Source organism: Streptomyces sp. NBC_00637, assembly GCF_045161545.1.
Taxonomy (GTDB): domain Bacteria; phylum Actinomycetota; class Actinomycetes; order Streptomycetales; family Streptomycetaceae; genus Streptomyces.
The window spans coordinates 2540089-2560512 of record NZ_CP109046.1 but is presented as its reverse complement, the minus strand read 5'-3'; the positions used below and the strand labels follow the sequence as shown (position 1 = coordinate 2560512).

Below are 20424 nucleotides of genomic sequence, written 5' to 3'. Positions count from 1 at the left end.
GACCAAAGCTACCGCTTAGTAATGGGCTGATGTACGGTTCAGGCATGCCAGAAGCAGCTACCGCCGAGGCCGAGCGGGCCTCCACCGCCCTCGTCACGGCCCCTGCCGGTGACCGTGAGTTCGAGTTCGACCGCGACACCGCGCTCACCCGACGCGCGCCCGGTGTCTACGACATCGACCTCTCGGCCGGCTGGACGATCATCAGCGCCGTCAACGGCGGCTACCTTCTCGCCGTCCTCGGCCGCGCGCTCGCGGACGCCCTGCCCCACCGCGACCCGTTCACCGTCTCGGCGCACTACCTCACGGCGTCCCAGCCCGGCCCCGCGGTCGTCCGCACGGATGTCGTGCGCACCGGCCGCACCCTGTCCACCGGCCAGGCCTCGCTCTTCCAGTACGACGAGAACGGCGCCGAGGTCGAGCGGATCCGTGTCCTCGCCTCCTACGGCGACCTGGACGCCCTGCCGGACGACGTCCGTACGACGGCGATGCCGCCCGTGATCCCGCCGATGGACCAGTGCTTCGGCCCCGAGGACGGGCCGGCGCCCGTCGACGGCAGCTCCGCGATCGCCGACCGGCTGATGCTCAAGCTCGATCCGTCGACCCTCGGCTGGGCGCTCGGGCAGCCCTCCGGCAAGGGGGAGATGCGGGCCTGGTTCGGCCTGAAGGACGGCCGTGACCCCGACCCGCTCTCGCTTCTCCTCGCGGTGGACGCCCTGCCGCCCACCGCCTTCGAGATCGGCCTGCGCGGCTGGGTCCCCACGGTCGAGCTGACGGTCCACGTCCGCTGCCGCCCGGCTCCGGGCCCGCTGCGCGTCTCCATCACCACCCGCAACCTCGCGGGCGGCTTCCTGGAGGAGGACGCCGAGGTCTGGGACAGCGCGGACCGACTGGTCGCCCAGTCACGGCAGTTGGCGCGGGTCAGGCTCGGCTGAGCCCCGCCGCGCGGGGGCCTGTGTCACGGAGTCGTACCAGCGTCCGACCGTGCCGCCGGGGTGAACTCGCAGGTCGGCAGGGCGCCTTGAGGCGCGCTTTACCTGATTGACAGGCGGGGGACAGAGGGGGCCCAAGGAAGGCCTAAGCGCCGTTGGTTGAGTTCCGGGTCTCAGGTCTTCCTCATCCTCCCCGGAGCTGTTTCTCATGAAGCGTGCACTGATGCCCGTCCGTCTCGCCCCCGCGGTGGCGTTGCTGGCGCTCTCGCCCCTCGCCCTCGTGGCCTGCGGCTCGGACGACTCCTCCTCGAGCAGCGGGACCTCCGCCCAGCAGTCCTGTCAGCCGCCGTCCGGCAACCCCTCGGGCAGGCCGAGCGGCGCCTCCTCGGGGGCTCCGTCGGGTGCGCCGACCGGCGCCGCCTCGGGGCAGCCGACCGGCATGCCGACCGGTGTCCCGTCGGGCATGCCGAGCGGTGGGCCCGGCGGCGGCGGTCAGGGCGGGGGCGGCGGGCGGGGCGGCGGCTGTGGCGGTCCGGGCGGCGGCCAGGGACAGCAGGCGCAGCAGCAGGGCTGACGGCGGTTCACCCACAGGGGCGGCGCACTCGGGAACGGGTGCGCCGCCCCTGTGGCGTACGCCGGGCCGATGGGCGTCGGGCCGTCAGTCCCGCCAGTGCCGGCGGCCGATGCTGATGAGCCGCATCTGGCGGGCGGCGAGCCGGCCGACCCGCTCCCGTTCCTGAGGCGAGGACTCCAGGGCCTCCAGGAACAGCGAGGCCGTGATGAGCATCTGGTCGACGTAGAGGTGCGAGAGCATCAGCAGGTCGTCGTCGCTCCAACCCTCGGCCTCGGCGTCCTTGGCCAGTTCGGTCTTCACCTCCTCGGCGAACCGGGCGAGTTGGTCCCGGATCGCCTCCCGCACCGGCTGTACCCCGCCATGTCGCTCGCGGGCGATGAAACGGACGGGAGCGGGGTACGCGGTCACATGACCGGCGATCAACTCGACAGCGCGCGTGATGCGTTCCTCGCTCGTGTCGGCCGTGGTCACGGTGGTGCGGATCATCGGGTGCAGGCTGCCCAGCGCCTCCTCGACCAGGGCCACGCCCAGATCCGCGGTGGAGCGGAAGTGGCGGTAGAAGGCGGTCGGGGCGACCCCGACGGCACGGGTGACCTCGCGCAGCCCCAGGCTGCTCAGGCTCTGCTCCTCCAGCAGCACCAGCGCCGCGTCCATGAGCGCCCGCCGGGTCTTCTGCTTCTGGGCCTGCCTGATGCCGAGAGTGTGACTCATATCATCCAGTTAACAACTGTTCTCTGGAATTGGAAAGCCCGGGTGCACGCTAGACTCGAGAGTCAGTGAACAAGTGTAACCACAACTGTTCACCCAAACTTTACGGAGGGGGATCCGATCCCATGCTGTTCCTCGTTGCGGCCCTGCTGCTGTTCGGCGTCGTCATGGGCACCGTGGCCCACGCGCCGTTCGCCTTCACCCTCGTCGCCGCCGCCGTGATCGCCGCCTGGCTCGGTGTCTTCGCGCTCCGCGAGCGTTACGGCAGCCGTCGGCACACCTCGACCCACTGACCCGTCGCACCTTCGTCCCCAGGAGCTGACCAGCCATGCAACTCACCGCACAGGCCACCCGACGTACCGGCATCCGGGACACCGACGGCATGGCCGTCGCGTCCTTCGTCCTCGGCCTCCTCGGCCTGCTCGTCCTCAACGTCTTCCTCGGTCCGATCGCCATCGTCCTGGCGACGGTCGCCCTGTGGCGCGGTACGGCCCGCCGCGGCCGCGCCTTCCTGGGACTGGGTCTGGGGATCGCCGACCTCGTGGTCCTGGTGGCGTTCATGCAGGCGGACTCGACGGTCTCCTGGAGCTTCTGACCGCCCGGGGCTCACCTGCCAGCGAGGCGCGCCACCGCGCCCCCGTAGAATCGGGGCCACCATGGCATACCTCGACCACGCCGCGACCACGCCGATGCTCCCCGAGGCGGTCGAGGCACTCACCGCGCACCTGGGCGTCACCGGCAACGCCTCCTCGCTCCACGCGGCCGGCCGGCGGGCCCGCCGCACGGTCGAGGAAGCCCGGGAGACCCTCGCGGACGCGCTCGGCGCCCGCCCCAGCGAAGTCGTGTTCACCTCCGGCGGCACCGAGGCCGACAACCTCGCGGTCAAGGGCCTGTACTGGTCCCGCCGCGACACGGACCCGGCCCGCACCCGCGTCCTGGCCAGCCCGGTCGAACACCATGCGGTCCTCGACGCCGTGCACTGGCTCGGCGAGCACGAGGGCGCCACGGTCGAGTACCTGCCGGTCGACTCCTACGGGCGGGTCCACCCCGAAGCGCTGCGCGAAGCCATCGCCCGCAACCCCCACGACGTGGCCCTGGCCACCGTCATGTGGGCGAACAACGAGATCGGCACCATCCTGCCCGTCCGTGAACTGGCGGACGTGGCAGCCGAGTTCGGCGTCCCGCTGCACGCCGACGCGGTCCAGGCCTTCGGCCAGGTCCCCGTCGACTTCGCCGCCTCCGGACTCGCCGCGATGACGGTCTCCGGCCACAAGATCGGCGGCCCGTACGGCATCGGCGCCCTGCTCCTCGGCCGTGAGCACACCCCCGTCCCCGTCCTGCACGGCGGCGGTCAGGAGCGTCACGTCCGCTCCGGCACCCTCGACGTCCCCGCCGTCGCCTCCTTCGCGGTCGCCGGACGCCTCGCCGCCGAGCAGCGCGAGTGGTTCGCCCGTGAGATCGGCGCCCTGCGCGACGCGCTGACCGACGCCGTCCGTACGGCCGTCCCGGACGCGATCCTCGGCGGGGATCCGGTGGACCGGCTTCCGGCCAACGCCCACTTCACCTTCCCGGGCTGCGAGGGCGACTCGCTGCTGCTGCTGCTCGACGCCCAGGGCATCGAGTGCTCCACCGGCTCCGCCTGCACCGCCGGCGTCGCCCAGCCCAGCCATGTCCTGCTCGCCGTCGGGACCGATCCCGACCTGGCCCGCGGCACCCTGCGCTTCTCCCTCGGCCACACCTCCACCGAGGCCGACGTCGAGGCGGTCGCCAAGGCCATCGGGCCGGCGGTGGAGCGGGCCCGCGCGGCCGGACTGACGTGACGCGACCCCCGGCGCCGCACGGCGGCCGGGGGTTCAAAGGTGCCTGCCAGCCAAGGCCGCCACCATGGACGCGGCCCGGCCACGCCGGGCCCGGGGGCTGCCGCCGGCAGTTCCACTGCCGGCGGCAGCCTGCTCGGGGGGCGGCGGGTCGGGTCCGCCGGATCCGGGCTAGCTCGACGTGACCATCAGGGAGGCCATCATCCCCTCGTCCTCGTGCTGGAGGAGATGGCAGTGGAGCATGTACATGTACGTGTCGTCGGTGAAGTCGGTGAACTTCATCGCGATCTTGATGGAGCCGCCGCCGACCACTTCGAAGGTGTCGAACCAGCCGAGGTCGACGCCGGTCGGCGCCTCGCCGTTGATCTCGATCACCTGATAGGGCACGTCGTGCAGATGGAACGAGTGCTCGAGCTGGGTGCTGTTCGTGATCGTCCAGATCTCCTCGGAGTCCAGCGTGGTGCTGATCATGGCCATCCCGGCCATGGTCGTGCCCACCGAGCCGTTGATCGACATGGTGCCGCCGGTGCCCTGGCCGAGGGTGATCGTCCGCGCGGTGAAGTCGCCGGTGTCGTACCGGGTGATGGTGTTGAGCGGGCTCGGCAGGGCGGCCGGGGTGTCGGTGGCGCTCGGCGTCACGGTCAGGAAGTCGTAGGTGCCGCTGCCGCCGCGGATCCAGCCGGTGGTGACGACGGCCTGGAGTGTGACCGCGTCCTCCAGGTCGAGGACGAACTCGGCGCGGGCGCCGGCCACCAGCCGGATCGTGGTCACCTCGGTGGCCTCGGTGAGGTAGCCCTGGTCGGTGGCGATCTGGGTGAGCGTCCCGCCGTCGCCGCGCTGGACGGTCATGATGTCGGCGGGGGAGGCGTTCAGGACCCGGAAGCGGGTGCGCTTCTTGGTGGCGGTGAAGCCGAGCGTGGTCGCGTCGACGTTGGTGCCGTTGACCAGCACCGGGAAGGTGACGCCGGAGCTGCGGTAACCGGTGGCCTCGTACTTGATGTCGCCGGCGGCGTCGACCGCCAGACACTGCAGGATGATCGGGATGTCGTCGACGCCGTACTCGCTCGGCAGCGCGGCCGAGACGTCCGAGCCGTCCTCCACGATGATCATTCCGGCCAGGCCGTGCACGACCTGCTCGGCCGTGGTGCCCAGGGCGTGGGGGTGGTACCAGAGGGTCTTGGCCTCGTCGAGCACCTCGAAGGTGGGCGACCAGGTCACACCGTCCGCGAAGGCGTTCTGCGGGCCGCCGTCCATCTTGGCCGGGATGTGGGCGCCGTGGAAGTGGACCGAGGTGTCCGCGCCCAGGGTGTTGGTGAAGTTCATCAGGACCGTTTCGCCCTTGGTCCACTTCATGGTCGGGCCGAGGTACGAACCGTTGTAGCCGGCCGTGGTGCTGGTGACCCCGCCGAGCACCTCGCTGGTGCCCGCCTTCGCGGTCAGCGTGTAGGTGGTGGCGCCGTCGGTGGTGGTGGCCTCCAGCAGGTCGGGGACGGTGAGCGTGCCGGTGGCGTCGGCGGCGGACGCCTTGCTGTTGTTGCCGCCCGTCAGCAGGGAGAAGGTGACCCCGGCGGCTCCGACGGCGGCCAGCCCGGCCGCTCCCGCCATGCCGCCGAGGAACTTCCGCCGGTGCAGGCCCTTGCCGCCCGTGCCCTTCGACTCCTTGGAGTGCTCGTCCTTGTCGTGGCGACCGGTTCTGGCGTGCGCGCCCCTGCCCTGCCGGTCCGAGCCCGAGGGGGAATCCGTGGTGTGTGTCATGGCCGTGGAGCCTCGGGCTAAGGGCTATGTGAAGACTGAGGCGAAGTTAGGAGCGAGCCCGGGAGGCTGTGGAGACGCCCTGCGGTGATCGCCGAGGTCAACTCCCTTGAAAAAAAGCCAGGTTGACGGTCCGCAGGTCACGGTCGGGCGGTGGAACACATCGACGGACCGCTCTCATGAATTGTTCACGATATCGCGCGCGTGTGAGCTGCATCACATCACCCGTTCCGGGGCCTGATGACGGCCGGATCATCACGCGGAGGCGGCCTGCGCCTGTCGCACGAGCCGCAGGTAGCGGTCCCAGTCCCAGTGCCCGCCCGGGTCGGTGTGATCGGTGCCCGGCACCTCCACATGCCCGATGATGTGCTCGCGGTCGACGGCTATGCCGTACCGCCGGCAGATCGCGGCGGTCAGGCGGGCCGAGGCGGCGTACATCGCGTCGGTGAAGTCCTGCGGCCGGTCCACGAAGCCCTCGTGCTCGATGCCGACACTGCGCTCGTTGTAGGCGCGGTTGCCCGCGTGGTACGCCACGTCCAGCTCCCGGATCATCTGCGTGACGTGTCCGTCCTTGCCGACGATGTAGTGCGCTGCCGCCTTGTGCCCCGGGTCCTCGAACGCCTTCACCGCGCTGTCGAGGTCGCCCTGCGTGACGTGGACGACGACCATGTCGATCCCGTAGTCGTCCGGCCGGTCCGCCCAGCGGAAGTTCGCCTCCGAGGCCGCCACCCACCGGGCGCCCCGGTAGTCCACGGCCCCCTCCACCCGCTGCCTGCGCACGCCGGGCAGCCGCCAGTACAGCCGCGTCAGCTCCGCGCGCGCCAGCAGGCCGGTGCCGACGGCCGCCGCCGCCCCGCCGATCAGCAGGGCCCGCCGCCCGATCCGCCGGTCGGAGTCGCTCTTCCCGTCCCCCATGTCGGTGCCCTTCCTCGCCCCTTGTGATCGTCAACGGATACTCGCGGGCTCCGGTTCCCGGCGACCCGTACCCTGGAAGGGTTATGACTGAGACCTCGCAGCGCTCCCGCCCCCTTCGCGTACTCGCCGCCATGTCCGGCGGGGTCGACTCCGCCGTCGCCGCCGCCCGCGCCGCCGAAGCCGGCCACGACGTGACCGGTGTCCACCTCGCCCTCTCCGCGAACCCGCAGTCGTTCCGCACCGGCGCGCGGGGCTGCTGCACCATCGAGGACTCCCGCGACGCCCGCCGCGCGGCCGACGTGATCGGCATCCCGTTCTACGTCTGGGACCTCGCCGACCGCTTCCGCGAGGACGTCGTCGACGACTTCGTCGCCGAGTACGAGGCCGGCCGCACCCCCAACCCCTGTCTGCGCTGCAACGAGAAGATCAAGTTCGCCGCGCTCCTCGACAAGGCGCTGGCGCTGGGCTTCGACGCGGTGTGCACCGGCCACTACGCGAAGGTCCTCGTCAACGAGGACGGCACGCGCGAGCTGCACCGCGCCTCCGACATGGCCAAGGACCAGTCCTACGTCCTCGGCGTCCTCGACGACCGGCAGCTCGCCCACGCGCTCTTCCCCCTCGGCGACACGGTGACCACGAAGGGCGAGATCCGCGCGGAGGCCGAGCGGCGGGGCCTGGCGGTCGCCAAGAAGCCCGACTCCCACGACATCTGCTTCATCGCCGACGGCGACACCCAGGGCTTCCTCGCGAAGCGGCTCGGCAAGGCCGAGGGCGACATCGTCGACGAGTCCGGCTCGAAGGTGGGCACCCACGAGGGCGCGTACGGCTTCACCATCGGCCAGCGCAAGGGCCTGCGCATCGGCGTCCCGGCCGCCGACGGCAAGCCGCGCTACGTCCTCGACATCTCCCCGGTGGACAACACGGTGACGGTCGGCCCGGCCGCCTCCCTGGACGTCCGCGCCCTGACCGCGATCCGGCCCCGCTGGTGCGGCGCCGCCCCGACCGGCCCCGGCACCTACACGGCCCAGCTGCGCGCCCACGGCGGCGAGACCGAGGTGCGGGCCGAACTCGTCGACGGCACCCTCGAGGTCACCTTCACGGAGCCCGTCCGGGGCGTGGCCCCCGGCCAGGCGATCGTGCTGTACGACGACACGCGCGTGGTGGGCTCGGCGACGATCGCGACCACCGTGCGGGCGACGGCCGGGGTGGCCTGACCGTCAGCCGTCCGACCCGAGGAACTCCGCCAGCACCGGCGCGAGGACGCTCGGGTCCACCATGTGGGTCTGGCCTTCGAGCTCGCGGTACGTGCCGTCCGCGACCGCGTCCGCGACGGCGCGCGTGGCCTCGCGCAGCCACGGCGGACTGGCCTGTCCTGCCGCCGCCAGCACCGGGACGGTGAGCGAGGCAAGCCGCTCCCGGGGGACCGCCCCGCCGCCCATCACGCCGTCGTCGTAGGCCAGGGTCGGCGCGATGGCCTCCATCCCCTCCCACATCGGGGACCGGCGGGCGCCCCGGATCATCTCCTCGGCCAGCCCGGTCAGCCGCAGGAACAACTCGACGGCGTCCCCGCGCCGCCCCTGCGCGAGCGCCTCGGTGAGGTCGGCGGTGTACGCGGCGCGCTCGCGTACGCCCTCCTCGTCCAGGGCGTACGGCGTCTCGTACACGGCCACCCGCCGCACCGGCAGCCCGGCGGCCGCCGCCTCCAGCGCCAGCGCGCCGCCCGAGGAGATGCCGTAGAGCGCCGCCTCGCCGCCCGCCGCGTCGATGAGGGCCGCGAGGTCCTCGACCTCGCGTGCCACCGCGTACGGTGCCGTGTCGCCGCTCTCCCCGCGGCCCCGGCGGTCGTACCGGAGCACCGTGAAGCGGTCCGCGAGCAACCCGGCCAGGGGCGCCATGGTGCCGCCCGTGGACATCGCCCCGCTCACCAGGATGACCGCGGGCCCCTCGCCGGCGCGTGCGTACGCGAGTTCGGTGCCGTCGCGCGAAATGGTCTTCTTGTCCATGCCAGTGCAGACTGCCGCACGGCACGGCGGTCATCGGCCTACGACACCGATGCTCACGAGACTTCCGCCTCCGAGACCTCGACCTCGTAGAAGCACAGGTGATTCCTGATCTCGGCGACGTCGGGCTTGGGATCGGGATAGGCCCAGACGAGGTCGGCCGCGTCCGGCAGCGACCAGTAGGACGCCGTGCCCTTGAACGGGCAGTGCGTGTGGGTGTCGGAGGGGGTCAGCAGGTCGAGCCGTACGTCCTCGGCGGGGATGTAGTACCGCACCGGACAGCCGGTCTCGCGCAGGGCGAGCGCCCGGTCGGTCTCGGCCAGCACCCGGCCCCCGTGGACGACCCTGACGTGCCGGTCGTCGCGTTCGATGGTGATCGTGTGTCCTCGGGTCATGCAGGAACAGCGCCCACGGGCCGCCGGTTCTTCCCGCGTACGGTGGCGGCATGCGTATCTGCGTCTTCCTCTCCGCCGCCGACCTCGACGACCGCTACACCCGCCCCGCGCGCGAGTTCGCCGAACTCCTCGGCAAGGGCGGCCACACCCTCGTGTGGGGCGGTTCCGACTCCGGCCTGATGAAGGTGGTCGCCGACGGTGTGCAGGAGGCGGGCGGCCGGCTGTGCGGGGTGTCGGTGACCTTCCTCGCGGCCAAGGCGCGGGCCGGGGCCGACGAGATGGTCATCGCGCGGGACCTCGCCGAGCGCAAGCGCCTCCTGCTGGAGAAGTCCGACGCCGTCGTGATCATGGTCGGCGGGACCGGGACGCTGGACGAGGCCACCGAGATCCTCGAGCTGAAGAAGCACGGGCACACCGACAAGCCGGTCGTGCTGCTCAACACCGCGGGCTTCTACGACGGCCTCAAGGAGCAGTTCCGGCGCATGGAGGACGAGGGGTTCCTGCCCCGCCCCCTCGCCGACCTGGTGTTCTTCGCGGAGGAACCGGTCGCGGCGCTCGTCTACCTGGAAGCCGTGACCTCGGCGGCGGCCGACGCGGGGCAGGGCGTCGAGTAGTCCCCCGCTGATGCGAGCATGGCGGGCATGGCTACTCATGTGATCACCGGAGCCGGCTCCGGCATCGGCGCGGCCGTCGCCCGCCGTCTGCACGCGCGCGGGGACGAACTCGTGCTGCACGCGCGCGACGCGGGCCGCGCGAAGGAGCTGGCGGCGGAGTTCCCCGGGGCCCGGACCCTGGTCGGCGACCTCGCCGAGCCCGCCAAGCTGAGCTGGGCGTTCTCCCACCAGACGCTCCCCGACCGGGTGGACTCGCTGCTGCACATCGCCGGCGTGGTCGACCTGGGCCCGGTCGGCGAGCTGACCCCGAAGTCCTGGCGCCACCAGCTCGACGTCAACCTGATCGCCCCGGCCGAGCTGACCCGCCACTTCCTGCCCCAGCTCCGGGCCGCCCGGGGGCACGTGGTCTTCGTGAACTCCGGGGCGGGCCTGCGGGCGAGCGCCGAGTGGTCCGCGTACGCCGCCTCCAAGCACGGCCTCAAGGCGCTGGCGGACGCCCTGCGCGCCGAGGAGCACGAGCACGGCGTACGCGTCACCTCCGTCTACCCGGGCCGCACCGCCAGCCCCATGCAGGCCAAGGTCCACCAGCAGGAGGGCAAGGAGTACGACCCGGGGGAGTGGATCGACCCCGAGTCGGTCGCCACGACGATCCTCATGGCCGTCGACCTGCCCCGGGACGCGGAGGTCAACGACCTGACGGTGCGGCCGGGACGGTGAGGGCCCAGGCGGGGGCGAGGCGGGCTCCCGCACCTACGTAGGCTTCACCCGTGAACGCACACTTCAGTTTCGGTCCCGCCACCGGCGTCGGCTCCCTGCCCGGCGGTGACGCCCGCGAGGCCGCCAAGGCCGCCACCGGGTCCTTCGAGGACTTCCCGTTCCTCGCCGAGCTGCCGGACCGCGGCCCGGGCGCCGACATGATCGGCCGCACCGCGGGGATGCTCGTCGAGCTGTTCGCGCGCGTGGAGCCCAGCGGTTGGCGGATCGGCGACCGGCCGGGCCGGGACACCAAACGGGCCCGGTCCTGGCTCGGGGAGGACCTCGACGCGCTGGAGGAGTTCACGCAGGGCTACGAGGGTCAGGTGAAGGTGCAGGCCGTCGGGCCCTGGACCCTCGCCGCCGCGCTGGAGCTGAGGAACGGGCAGTCGGTGCTCTCCGACCACGGCGCCCGCCGCGACCTCGCCGGCTCGCTCGCCGAGGGCCTGCGCCTCCACCTCGACGAGGTGCGGCGCCGTCTGCCCGGCGCGCAGATCGTGCTCCAGCTCGACGAACCCTCCCTGACCGCGGTCCTGCGCGGCCAGGTGAAGACCGCCAGCGGCTACCACACCCACCGCGCCGTGGACCGGCAGGTGGTGGAGGCGACCCTCCGGGAGGTCGTCGGGGTGAACGGCGACGGCCCCGTCGTGGTCCACTCCTGCGCCCCCGACGTCCCGTTCGCCCTGCTGCGCCGGGCCGGCGCGGCGGCGGTCTCCTTCGACTTCTCGCTGCTCACCGAGCGTGACGACGACACGATCGGCGAGGCGGTGGAAGGCGGCACCCGGCTGTTCGCCGGTGTCGTGCCGAGCGTGGACACCCCATTGTCGGACCCTGCCGGTAGCGTCATGGGTGTCAGGACGCTGTGGCGCAGGCTGGGGCTGCGACCGGGGCTGCTCACCGAGGCGATCACGCTCACGCCGTCGTGCGGCCTCGCGGGAGCTTCCCCCGCGTACGCGCGCCAGGCCCTCGCACACTGCGTCCGGGCGGCGAGATCCCTCGCGGACAACCCAGAGTAACGGGAGGACGACACGGTGGCCGGCGACAGGCAAGCGGAGACGACGGTGCCCAGCGAGGCACGGGAGAAGCACGCGCAGCTGGCTGAGCAGATCGAGGAGCACCGCTTCCGGTACTACGTGAAGGACGCTCCCGTCATCAGCGACGCGGAGTTCGACCGGCTGCTGCGCGCCCTGGAGGCACTGGAGCAGGAGTACGCCGAGCTGCGGACGCCCGACTCGCCGACCCAGAAGGTCGCGGGCGCGTACGCCACGGAGTTCACGGCCGTCCAGCACCGCGAGCGCATGCTCTCGCTCGACAACGCCTTCGACGACCTGGAACTCGCCGCGTGGGCCGAGCGCGTCCACAAGGACGTGGGCAGCTCCGCGTACCACTTCCTGTGCGAGCTCAAGGTCGACGGTCTCGCCGTCAACCTCACCTACGAGAACGGCCGTCTCACGCGCGCGGCGACCCGTGGCGACGGCCGCACGGGCGAGGACATCACGCCCAACGTGCGCACCATCGCGGAGATCCCCGACCGGCTCACCGGCGACGGGGTGCCGTCCCTGGTGGAGATCCGGGGCGAGGTCTTCTTCCCGATGGAGAAGTTCGAGGAGCTGAACGCCCGTCTGGTCGAGGCGGGCGACAAGCCGTTCGCCAACCCGCGCAACGCGGCGGCCGGTTCACTGCGCCAGAAGGACCCGCGCGTCACCGCCTCCCGCCCGCTGCACATGGTCGTGCACGGCATCGGCGCCCTGGAGGGCTACGAGGGTCTCGTCCGTCTCTCCGAGGCCTACGACCTCCTCCGGACCTGGGGTCTGCCCACCTCCCCGCACAACAAGGTGGTCGGCGACCTCGACGGCGTACGGGCGTTCATCGCCTACTACGGCGAGAACCGGCACTCGGTGGCGCACGAGATCGACGGCGTGGTCGTCAAGCTCGACGAGATCCGCCTCCAGGGGCGGCTGGGCTCCACGGCCCGTGCCCCCCGGTGGGCGATCGCCTACAAGTACGCGCCGGAGGAGGTCAACACCAAGCTCGTCAACATCCGTGTGGGCGTCGGCCGTACCGGACGCGTGACGCCGTACGCCCAGGTCGAACCGGTCACGGTGGCGGGCTCCGAGGTCGAGTTCGCCACCCTGCACAACCAGGAGGTCGTCAAGGCCAAGGGCGTCCTGATCGGCGACACCGTGGTGCTGCGCAAGGCCGGTGACGTGATCCCGGAGATCCTCGGCCCGGTCGCCGACCTGCGTGACGGCAGCGAGCGCGAGTTCGTGATGCCGTCCGAGTGCCCGGAGTGCGGTACGCCGCTGCGGCCGATGAAGGAGGGCGACATCGACCTGCGGTGCCCCAACGCCCGCTCCTGCCCGGCCCAGTTGCGTGAGCGGGTCTTCTACCTGGCCGGCCGCAAGGCGCTGGACATCGACCACTTCGGCTATGTAGCCGCGGCCGCCCTCACCCGCCCGCTGGAGCCGGCCGACCCGCCGCTGCGGGACGAGGGCGACCTCTTCGACCTCACCATCGACCGGCTGCTGCCCATCAGGGCGTACGTCCTCGACCAGGACAGCGGACTGCCCAAGCGGGACCCGAAGACGGGCGAGGAGAAGATCGCCACGGTCTTCGCCAACCAGCAGGGCGAGCCGAAGAAGAACGCGCTCGCCATGCTGGAGACCATCGCGGCCGCCAAGGAGCGCCCGCTGGCGCGCCTCCTCACCGGCCTGTCGATCCGGCACGTCGGACCGGTCGCGGCCGAGGCGCTGGCCCGCGAGTTCCGCTCGATCGAGCGGATCGAGCGGGCGTCGCAGGAGGAGCTGGCGGCCACCGACGGGGTGGGCGCCATCATCGCGGCCTCGCTCAAGGAGTGGTTCGCGGAGGAGTGGCACCAGGAGATCCTGCGCAAGTGGCGGGCCGCCGGCGTCCGCATGGAGGACGAGGGCTCCGGGGAGGACGAGGGACCACGTCCTCTCGAAGGGCTGACGGTCGTCGTCACCGGCACCCTCGAACAGTTCACCCGTGACGCCGCCAAGGACGCCCTACAGAACCAAGGGGCGAAAGTGACCGGTTCGGTTTCGAAGAAGACATCTTTCGTCGTTGTGGGTGACAATCCGGGATCGAAGTACGACAAGGCGATGCAGCTGAAGGTGCCGGTTCTGAACGAGGATGGCTTCACCGTCCTGCTGGAACAGGGACCCGAGGCGGCGGCCGAAGTGGCCCTTCCGGTCGAGGAGTAGCGAGGCGCGGTGGTTGAAGGTCACCCGATCGGCGCATACCAGATGCATACGGGTGGCCGGGGCGCATTCGGGCAACCGTCGACGACCGCTGCCCGTAGAAGCCTTCTGCGGCCTACTGTTGAGACGTGCGCCTGCCGTGCCCAGCTGCGGTCGGGGCATCCCCCTGCTCCTGGTGAGCTGGGGAAAGGGTTCTCCAACGCGGCGCCGCCCGGGGTTGACGGGCAACGGGCCGCGGGGCTGGGCACCGCCGGCTGTGAGAGGGACGGGAATGGAACCGACCGAGAGCGCCGCCCCGGACGAACGGCTGCGCCGGCGCCGGGTCGCCGGCGTCTGGTGGGCGAGCCGGTGGACGGGGCGCTCCGAGCGGCCTCCGGGCGCGGAGGCCTACGTGCCGCACACCGCGCCCCTCCCGACGCCCCATCCCGCGCTGGACCTCCGCGCCGCCTCCGCCCCGCATCCGGGACCGCCCGACACCGACGCCGACCGGCAGCTGTCCTGGCCCGCACTGCCCGCCTCGGTCGTCTCCGCGGCCGCCTTCGCCCTCGGCGCCGGCTTCTACCGCGCGTTCACCGGCCACCACGCGCTCTTCCCGTCCGGCACGGCCGGCTGGGCGCTCGCCCTGCTGGCCGGCGTCATCGTCGGCCACCTGGTCCTGCTCGGCCGCGCCCGCTGGTGGGGCGGCACCGGCTCCGGCGCCGCGCTCACCCTCGCCGTCCTGCTGCTGTACGGCTGGGTGCCGGCCGGCCTGGTCAGCCTCACCGTCGTCGTCCTGGTCGGCATAGCCAGGCGCCACCGCTGGCGGCAGGGCGTCCTGCACGGCGCGGTGGACATCCTCGGGATCGGCGCGGGCGCGCTGTTGCTCGCCGCCTGCGGACGGATACCTTCCGTGGAGCGGCCCTGGACGCCCGACAGCTGGACGGTCTACACCGGCCCCCAGGTGGCGTCGGTGGCCGTCGCCTACCTCGCGGTCACCCGTGTCCTCCTCTGGTATCTGCACACCCCGCGCTCCGGCGGACTGCCCACCGTCGCCCGCACGGCCCTGGTCCGGCAGGGCCTGGTCGCGGTCGCCCTGCTGGGCATCGCGCCGCTGATCTGCGTGGTGGCCGTGGCCAAGCCGATCCTGCTGCCGCTGTTCGCCATTCCGCTCATCGCCCTCGACTCCACCCTGTGGATAGCCCGCGCCCGCGCCGAGGAACAGCTGCGCGACCCGCTGACCGGACTGCCCAACCGCCAGTGGCTCCTGGAACGCATCTGGACCGCCCTGGACGACGCCGAGCGCATCGGCGCCCGGGCCGCCCTGATGCTGATCGACCTCGACCGCTTCCGCTCGGTCAACGACACCCTCGGCCATCTCGCCGGTGACCGGCTGCTGCTCCAGATAGCCGAGCGGCTCAAGCTCGCCCTGCCGCGCGGGGCGGAGGTCGCCCGCCTCGGCGGGGACGAGTTCGCCGTCTTACTGCCCGTCGCCGACTCCACGACCTCGGCGGCGCGGATCGCCCGCGGGCTGGTCGCCGACCTAGGCTCACCGCTCGACCTCGACGGCCTCACCCTCGTCCTGGAGGCCAGCGCCGGCGTCGCCGTCTTCCCCGACCACGCCCTCGACGCGGAGGGCATGCTGCGCCGGGCCGACGTGGCGATGTACCAGGCCAAGCGGGACCGTACGGGCGTGGAGGTGTACGAGTCCAAGCGGGACTCCAACACTCCCGACCGGCTCGGCCTGCTCGGCGACCTGCGGCGGGCGCTCGACGCGCACGAGGTGCAACTGCACTACCAGCCGAAGGTCCGTTTCGACGGGCAGGTGGCGGGGCTGGAGGCGTTGGTCCGCTGGGTGCACCCGGAGCGCGGGAAGGTGCCGCCGGACGAGTTCATAGCGATCGCCGAGTCGTCCGGGCTGATGCCCCACCTGACGGAGTACGTGCTGGAGACGGCGCTCGGCCAGGTCGCCAGGTGGCGGGCCCAGGGGCTGTACGTGCCGGTCGCGGTCAACGTCTCCCCGCGCGACGTCCACACCCCCGGCTTCGCCGGTTCGGTCGCGGCCCGGCTGGCCCGGCACGGAGTGCCCGCGGGAGCGCTCCAACTGGAGATAACGGAACACGTCCTGCTGGAGGACCCGCAGCGCGCCGCCGACACCCTCAACGCGCTGACCGGGCACGGCGTGAAGATGTCGCTGGACGACTTCGGCACCGGGTACTCCTCCCTGGTGCACCTGCGCCGACTCCCGGTGAGCGAGCTGAAGATCGACCGCTCCTTCGTGGCCCGGCTGGCCGTCGACACCGAGGACGCCGAGATCGTGCGCTGCACCGTCGACCTCGCCCATTCGCTGGGGCTCCTGGTGGTCGCCGAGGGCGTCGAGGACGACGAGACCTGGGAGCGCCTGCGCGACCTGGGCTGCGACGCCGTCCAGGGCTGGCTGGTGGCCGCGGCGATGCCCCCGGAGGAGACGACGGCCTGGCTGCGGGCCCGCGGTTCACGGGGCTGGCAGCGTCCCGCGGCGGCACTCCCGGCGGCGGCGTCGGACGAGTAGCGGGCCCCGCCGTGGCAAACCGTTTCACGGGCAGCCCGCGCGGCAGCCTAGGATTGGGCCCAGACCACACACTCACTCCACCCCAGAGGAACGCTGCATGCCTGGCATCACGCGCGAGGAGGTCGCCCACCTCGCCCGGCTGGCGCGTCTGGAGCTGAAGCCCGAAGAGCTCGAACACTTCGCGGGACAGCTGGACGACATCATCGGCGCGGTCGCCCGCGTCAGCGAGGTCGCCGACCAAGACGTACCGCCGACCTCGCACCCGCTCCCGCTGACGAACGTCATGCGGGCGGACGAGGTCCGTCCGTCGCTCACCCCCGAGCAGGCGCTCTCCGGCGCCCCGGCCCAGGAGCAGCAGCGTTTCAAGGTGCCGCAGATCCTGGGGGAGGACTAACCGCCATGACGGACAACGTCAACATCATCAAGCTCACGGCCGCCGAGACCGCCGCGAAGGTCGCCTCCGGCGAGCTCACGGCCGTCCAGGTGACCGAGGCGCACCTGGCGCGCATCGAGGCCGTCGACGAGAAGGTCCACGCCTTCCTGCACGTCGACCGTGCGGGCGCGCTGGCCCAGGCCCGCGCCGTCGACGCGAAGCGGGAGCGGGGCGAGAAGCTCGGTCCGCTGGCCGGCGTCCCGCTCGCGCTCAAGGACATCTTCACCACCGAGGGCATCCCGACGACCGTCGGTTCGAAGATCCTCGAGGGCTGGATCCCGCCGTACGACGCGACGGTCACCCGGCGGCTGAAGGCCGCCGACGTCGTCATCCTCGGCAAGACCAACATGGACGAGTTCGCCATGGGGTCCTCCACCGAGAACAGCGCCTACGGCCCGACCGGCAACCCCTGGGACCTGACCAAGATCCCCGGCGGCTCCGGCGGCGGTTCCTCCGCCGCGCTCGCCTCCTTCCAGGCGCCCCTGGCGATCGGCACCGACACCGGCGGCTCCATCCGCCAGCCGGCCTCCGTCACCGGCACCGTCGGCGTGAAGCCCACGTACGGCGCGGTCTCGCGGTACGGCATGGTCGCCTTCTCGTCCTCCCTCGACCAGGGCGGCCCCTGCGCCCGTACGGTCCTGGACGCGGCGCTGCTGCACGAGGTCATCGCCGGGCACGACCCGATGGACTCCACGTCCATCGACGCGCCGGTCCCGCCGGTCGTCGAGGCCGCCCGCAACGGCAGCGTCGACGGCATGCGCGTCGGTGTCGTGAAGCAGTTCCGCGGCGAGGGCTACCAGGCCGGTGTCATCCAGCGGTTCGACGAGTCCGTCGCGCTGCTGAAGGAACTGGGCGCCGAGATCGTCGAGCTGGACTGCCCGTCCTTCGACCTCGCCCTGTCGGCGTACTACCTGATCGCGCCGTCCGAGTGCTCGTCCAACCTCGCCCGCTTCGACGGCCTGCGCTACGGCCTGCGGACCGGCGACGACGGCAGCCGCTCCGCGGAGGCGGTCACCTCCCTCACCCGTGAGGCGGGCTTCGGCCCCGAGGTCAAGCGCCGCATCATGCTCGGCACGTACGCCCTGAGCTCGGGCTACTACGACGCGTACTACGGCTCGGCGCAGAAGGTCCGCACGCTGATCACGCGGGACTTCGAGAAGGCCTTCGAGCAGGTCGACGTGATCGTGTCGCCCACGACGCCGACCACCGCCTTCGCGATCGGCGAGCGTGCCGACGACCCGATGGCGATGTACCTGGCCGACCTGTGCACCATCCCGACCAACCTCGCGGGCAACGCGGCCATGTCGCTGCCCTGCGGTCTCGCCCCGGAGGACAACCTCCCGGTCGGTCTCCAGATCATCGCCCCGGCGCTGAAGGACGACCGGCTCTACAAGGTCGGCGCCGCCGTCGAGGCCGCCTTCGTGGAAAGGTGGGGTCACCCGCTTCTCGAGGAGGCTCCGTCGCTGTGAGCGCACTGAACAAGGCCAAGGGCTTCAAGAAGTCCAAGTCCGGTACGTACCTGTCCATCGCCGGGACCGCGTTCGGCGCGTTCGGCGTCGCCAAGCGGCTGAAGAAGGCCCGCGCCGAGAAGGACACCCTGGTCCTGATCGACGCCACCGTGTCCGCCGTCGCCATCGTCACCGGACTCGCCATCCTCTACCGCGAGCTGAAGCGGCTGGGCGACGACGACGTCCTGCTGGGCTGAGAGGGAAGTTACACCGTGACCACCACGACCGACCTGGTGTCGTACGAGGACGCGCTGGCGTCGTACGACCCCGTCATGGGCCTCGAGGTCCATGTCGAACTCGGCACCAAGACGAAGATGTTCTGCGGGTGTTCGACCGAGCTGGGCGCCGAGCCCAACTCGCAGACCTGCCCCACCTGCCTCGGCATGCCCGGCGCGCTTCCGGTCGTCAACGCGATCGGCATCGAGTCCGCGATCAAGATCGGTCTCGCGCTGAACTGCGAGATCGCCGAGTGGTGCCGCTTCGCCCGGAAGAACTACTTCTATCCGGACATGCCGAAGAACTTCCAGACCTCCCAGTACGACGAGCCGATCGCCTTCGACGGCTACCTCGACGTACAGCTGGAGGACGGCGAGACCTTCCGGGTGCAGATCGAGCGCGCCCACATGGAGGAGGACACCGGCAAGTCGACGCACGTCGGCGGCGCCACCGGCCGTATCCACGGTGCGTCCCACTCCCTGCTGGACTACAACCGCGCAGGCATCCCGCTCATCGAGATCGTCACCAAGCCGATCGAGGGAGCCGGCGCGCGCGCCCCCGAGGTCGCGCGGGCGTACGTCCGTGAGCTGCGCGAGCTGATCAAGGCGCTCGGCGTCTCCGAGGCCCGCATGGAGATGGGCCAGATGCGCTGCGACGTGAACCTGTCGCTGCGCCCGCACGGCCGGGAGAAGTTCGGCACCCGGTCCGAGACGAAGAACGTGAACTCGCTGCGGTCCGTGGAGCGTGCGGCCCGCTTCGAGATCCAGCGGCACGCCGCCGTGCTGAACGACGGCGGCACGATCGTCCAGGAGACCCGCCACTTCCACGAGGACACCGGGTCGACGACCTCGGGCCGCGTGAAGGAGGAGGCCGAGGACTACCGGTACTTCCCGGAGCCCGACCTGGTGCCGATCGCCCCGTCCCGCGAGTGGGTCGAGGAGATCCGGGCCGGTCTGCCGGAGCTTCCGCTGGTCCGCCGGGGACGGCTGCTCGCCGAGTGGGGCATCTCCGCCAACGACATGCAGTCGATCACCAACGCCGGTGCGCTGGACCTGATCGTCGCCTCCATCGACGCCGGTGCCGACGCGGCCTCCGCCCGTAAGTGGTGGATGGGCGAACTGGCCCGCAGCGCCAACGAGTCGGGCGTCCCGCTCGACGAGCTGGCGATCACGCCGGAGCAGGTCGCCCGGGTCACCGAGCTGGTGAACAAGGGCGATCTGAACGACAAGCTGGCCCGTCAGGTCATCGAGGGCGTCCTCGCGGGCGAGGGCACCCCGGACGAGGTCGTCGACAAGCGCGGCCTGAAGGTCGTCTCCGACGACGGCGCGCTCACCACCGCCGTCGAGGAGGCCATCGCCGGCAACCCGGGCATCGCCGACAAGATCCGCGGCGGCAAGGTGGCCGCGGTCGGCGCCCTGGTCGGCGCGGTGATGAAGGCCACGCGCGGGCAGGCCGACGCGGCCCGCGTCAAGGAGCTCATCCTGGAGAAGCTGGGCGTCGGCGAGGTCTGACCCCGCCGTTTTCCTCGCCCCCCGGGGGGACGCGCCGCACCGGCGCGTCCCCCGGGGCGTCTCCCTTCTCAGCTCGACGCGCTACGCTCGCCCGCCATGAGGGCACGAACCGACTCCGACACCCAGGACGACATACACGACGGTCGGCGCGCCGAAACGGCGGCCGAGACCGGCCCGACCGAAGCGGCCGACGCGACCGAAGCCGCCGATACGGCCGATCCGGCCGATCCGGACGACGACGTGGACGAGGAACACGGCTCCCAGGATGCCCGGCGGGCCCGCTGGACGGCGATCGGCACCGGAGCGCTGCTCACCCTCGCCGGACTCGCGGCCTCCCTCATGCGCCTCACCGGCTCCGCCCCCGCCCTCGCCCCCGCGGCCTACGCCCTCGGCGCCGCCGTCTGCGCCCTGGCCGCCCTCCTGGGATCCCGCGGCCGCACCCGGCGGGCGCTGTGGCTGCTCATCGCCGGGGTGATGATGATGGCGATCGGCGACCAGGCCGACTGACACGTGCGCGACGAGGCAGGACACCAGGTCTTCCGGGCCTTGCG

21 protein-coding genes are annotated in these 20424 nt (G+C 71.9%); 16 read left to right on the top strand and 5 right to left on the bottom strand.

Features of this window, described 5'->3' with window-relative positions; translation table 11 throughout:
- Window positions 1–44: 44 nt before the first annotated feature.
- The gene (locus tag OG440_RS10855) at window positions 45–932 is read left to right on the top strand and encodes a thioesterase family protein (protein WP_406006639.1); all 888 of its coding nucleotides are present in this window, start codon (window positions 45–47) and stop codon (window positions 930–932) included.
- A gap of 205 nt (window positions 933–1137) precedes the next feature.
- The gene (locus OG440_RS10850) at window positions 1138–1503 is read left to right on the top strand and encodes a hypothetical protein (RefSeq protein ID WP_406006638.1); all 366 of its coding nucleotides are present in this window, start codon (window positions 1138–1140) and stop codon (window positions 1501–1503) included.
- Between the two features lie 84 nt (window positions 1504–1587).
- On the opposite strand, the gene OG440_RS10845 is transcribed toward OG440_RS10850, so the two are convergent.
- A complete protein-coding gene (locus tag OG440_RS10845; RefSeq protein ID WP_406006637.1) occupies window positions 1588–2214 on the bottom strand; it encodes a TetR family transcriptional regulator in 627 nt (208 codons plus the stop codon).
- Between the two features lie 122 nt (window positions 2215–2336).
- Here OG440_RS10845 and OG440_RS10840 point away from each other — a divergent pair, with 122 nt between their 5' ends.
- The 3 genes from OG440_RS10840 to OG440_RS10830 all read left to right on the top strand — a co-directional run bounded on the left by OG440_RS10840 (window position 2337) and on the right by OG440_RS10830 (window position 4031).
- Window positions 2337–2504 carry a hypothetical protein gene (locus tag OG440_RS10840; protein ID WP_406006636.1) on the top strand — a complete coding sequence of 56 codons (168 nt, stop codon included), beginning with the start codon at window positions 2337–2339 and terminating at the stop codon, window positions 2502–2504.
- 35 nt (window positions 2505–2539) lie between these two features.
- Window positions 2540–2806: a DUF4190 domain-containing protein gene (locus tag OG440_RS10835; protein ID WP_406006635.1), complete on the top strand. Its 267-nt coding sequence runs from the start codon at window positions 2540–2542 to the stop codon at window positions 2804–2806.
- Between the two features lie 61 nt (window positions 2807–2867).
- A complete protein-coding gene (locus tag OG440_RS10830) occupies window positions 2868–4031 on the top strand; it encodes a cysteine desulfurase family protein (RefSeq protein WP_406006634.1) in 1164 nt (387 codons plus the stop codon).
- Between the two features lie 168 nt (window positions 4032–4199).
- Here the strand turns inward: OG440_RS10830 and OG440_RS10825 are convergent, their stop codons facing one another.
- Window positions 4200–5783, bottom strand: a complete 1584-nt coding sequence (locus tag OG440_RS10825) for a multicopper oxidase family protein (RefSeq protein ID WP_406006633.1) — start codon at window positions 5781–5783, stop codon at window positions 4200–4202.
- Between the two features lie 252 nt (window positions 5784–6035).
- The gene (locus OG440_RS10820) at window positions 6036–6695 is read right to left on the bottom strand and encodes an N-acetylmuramoyl-L-alanine amidase (protein WP_406006632.1); all 660 of its coding nucleotides are present in this window, start codon (window positions 6693–6695) and stop codon (window positions 6036–6038) included.
- Window positions 6696–6778: 83 nt separating this feature from the next.
- On the opposite strand from OG440_RS10820, the gene mnmA reads away from it, so the two are divergent.
- On the top strand, window positions 6779–7909 hold the full coding sequence (mnmA, locus tag OG440_RS10815) for a tRNA 2-thiouridine(34) synthase MnmA (RefSeq protein WP_406006631.1): 1131 nt from the start codon (window positions 6779–6781) through the stop codon (window positions 7907–7909).
- Window positions 7910–7912: 3 nt separating this feature from the next.
- Here mnmA and OG440_RS10810 read toward each other — a convergent pair whose 3' ends face one another.
- Together OG440_RS10810 and OG440_RS10805 are read right to left on the bottom strand one after the other, a co-directional pair.
- Complete coding sequence (locus OG440_RS10810) at window positions 7913–8698, bottom strand: alpha/beta fold hydrolase (RefSeq protein WP_406006630.1); 786 nt, start codon at window positions 8696–8698, stop codon at window positions 7913–7915.
- A gap of 53 nt (window positions 8699–8751) precedes the next feature.
- On the bottom strand, window positions 8752–9090 hold the full coding sequence (locus tag OG440_RS10805; RefSeq protein WP_406006629.1) for a DUF427 domain-containing protein: 339 nt from the start codon (window positions 9088–9090) through the stop codon (window positions 8752–8754).
- 50 nt (window positions 9091–9140) lie between these two features.
- Between OG440_RS10805 and OG440_RS10800 the strand changes: the two genes are divergently transcribed.
- The 10 genes from OG440_RS10800 (at window position 9141) to OG440_RS10755 (ending at window position 20380) form a co-directional block, all read left to right on the top strand.
- The gene (locus tag OG440_RS10800) at window positions 9141–9704 is read left to right on the top strand and encodes a TIGR00730 family Rossman fold protein (protein WP_406006628.1); all 564 of its coding nucleotides are present in this window, start codon (window positions 9141–9143) and stop codon (window positions 9702–9704) included.
- A gap of 18 nt (window positions 9705–9722) precedes the next feature.
- The gene (locus OG440_RS10795; RefSeq protein ID WP_406006627.1) at window positions 9723–10421 is read left to right on the top strand and encodes an SDR family oxidoreductase; all 699 of its coding nucleotides are present in this window, start codon (window positions 9723–9725) and stop codon (window positions 10419–10421) included.
- Between the two features lie 50 nt (window positions 10422–10471).
- A complete protein-coding gene (locus tag OG440_RS10790) occupies window positions 10472–11473 on the top strand; it encodes a methionine synthase (RefSeq protein ID WP_406006626.1) in 1002 nt (333 codons plus the stop codon).
- A 15-nt stretch (window positions 11474–11488) separates the two neighbouring features.
- A complete protein-coding gene (gene ligA / locus OG440_RS10785; protein WP_406006625.1) occupies window positions 11489–13681 on the top strand; it encodes an NAD-dependent DNA ligase LigA in 2193 nt (730 codons plus the stop codon).
- Window positions 13682–13949: 268 nt separating this feature from the next.
- The gene (locus OG440_RS10780) at window positions 13950–16205 is read left to right on the top strand and encodes a putative bifunctional diguanylate cyclase/phosphodiesterase (RefSeq protein ID WP_406006624.1); all 2256 of its coding nucleotides are present in this window, start codon (window positions 13950–13952) and stop codon (window positions 16203–16205) included.
- A gap of 97 nt (window positions 16206–16302) precedes the next feature.
- Window positions 16303–16599: an Asp-tRNA(Asn)/Glu-tRNA(Gln) amidotransferase subunit GatC gene (gatC, locus tag OG440_RS10775; RefSeq protein ID WP_007384860.1), complete on the top strand. Its 297-nt coding sequence runs from the start codon at window positions 16303–16305 to the stop codon at window positions 16597–16599.
- A 5-nt stretch (window positions 16600–16604) separates the two neighbouring features.
- Window positions 16605–18107 carry an Asp-tRNA(Asn)/Glu-tRNA(Gln) amidotransferase subunit GatA gene (gene gatA, locus OG440_RS10770; protein ID WP_406006623.1) on the top strand — a complete coding sequence of 501 codons (1503 nt, stop codon included), beginning with the start codon at window positions 16605–16607 and terminating at the stop codon, window positions 18105–18107.
- Entirely contained in the window at window positions 18104–18343 is a 240-nt protein-coding gene (locus OG440_RS10765; RefSeq protein WP_020131415.1) for a hypothetical protein, read from the top strand. Before gatA ends, OG440_RS10765 begins: the two co-directional genes overlap by 4 nt.
- Window positions 18344–18358: 15 nt before the next feature.
- Window positions 18359–19873 (top strand): Asp-tRNA(Asn)/Glu-tRNA(Gln) amidotransferase subunit GatB, encoded by a 1515-nt coding sequence (gatB, locus tag OG440_RS10760; protein WP_406006622.1) that lies wholly within the window; start codon window positions 18359–18361, stop codon window positions 19871–19873.
- Between the two features lie 96 nt (window positions 19874–19969).
- Window positions 19970–20380, top strand: a complete 411-nt coding sequence (locus tag OG440_RS10755) for a hypothetical protein (protein ID WP_406006621.1) — start codon at window positions 19970–19972, stop codon at window positions 20378–20380.
- The last annotated feature ends 44 nt before the right edge of the window (window positions 20381–20424 follow it).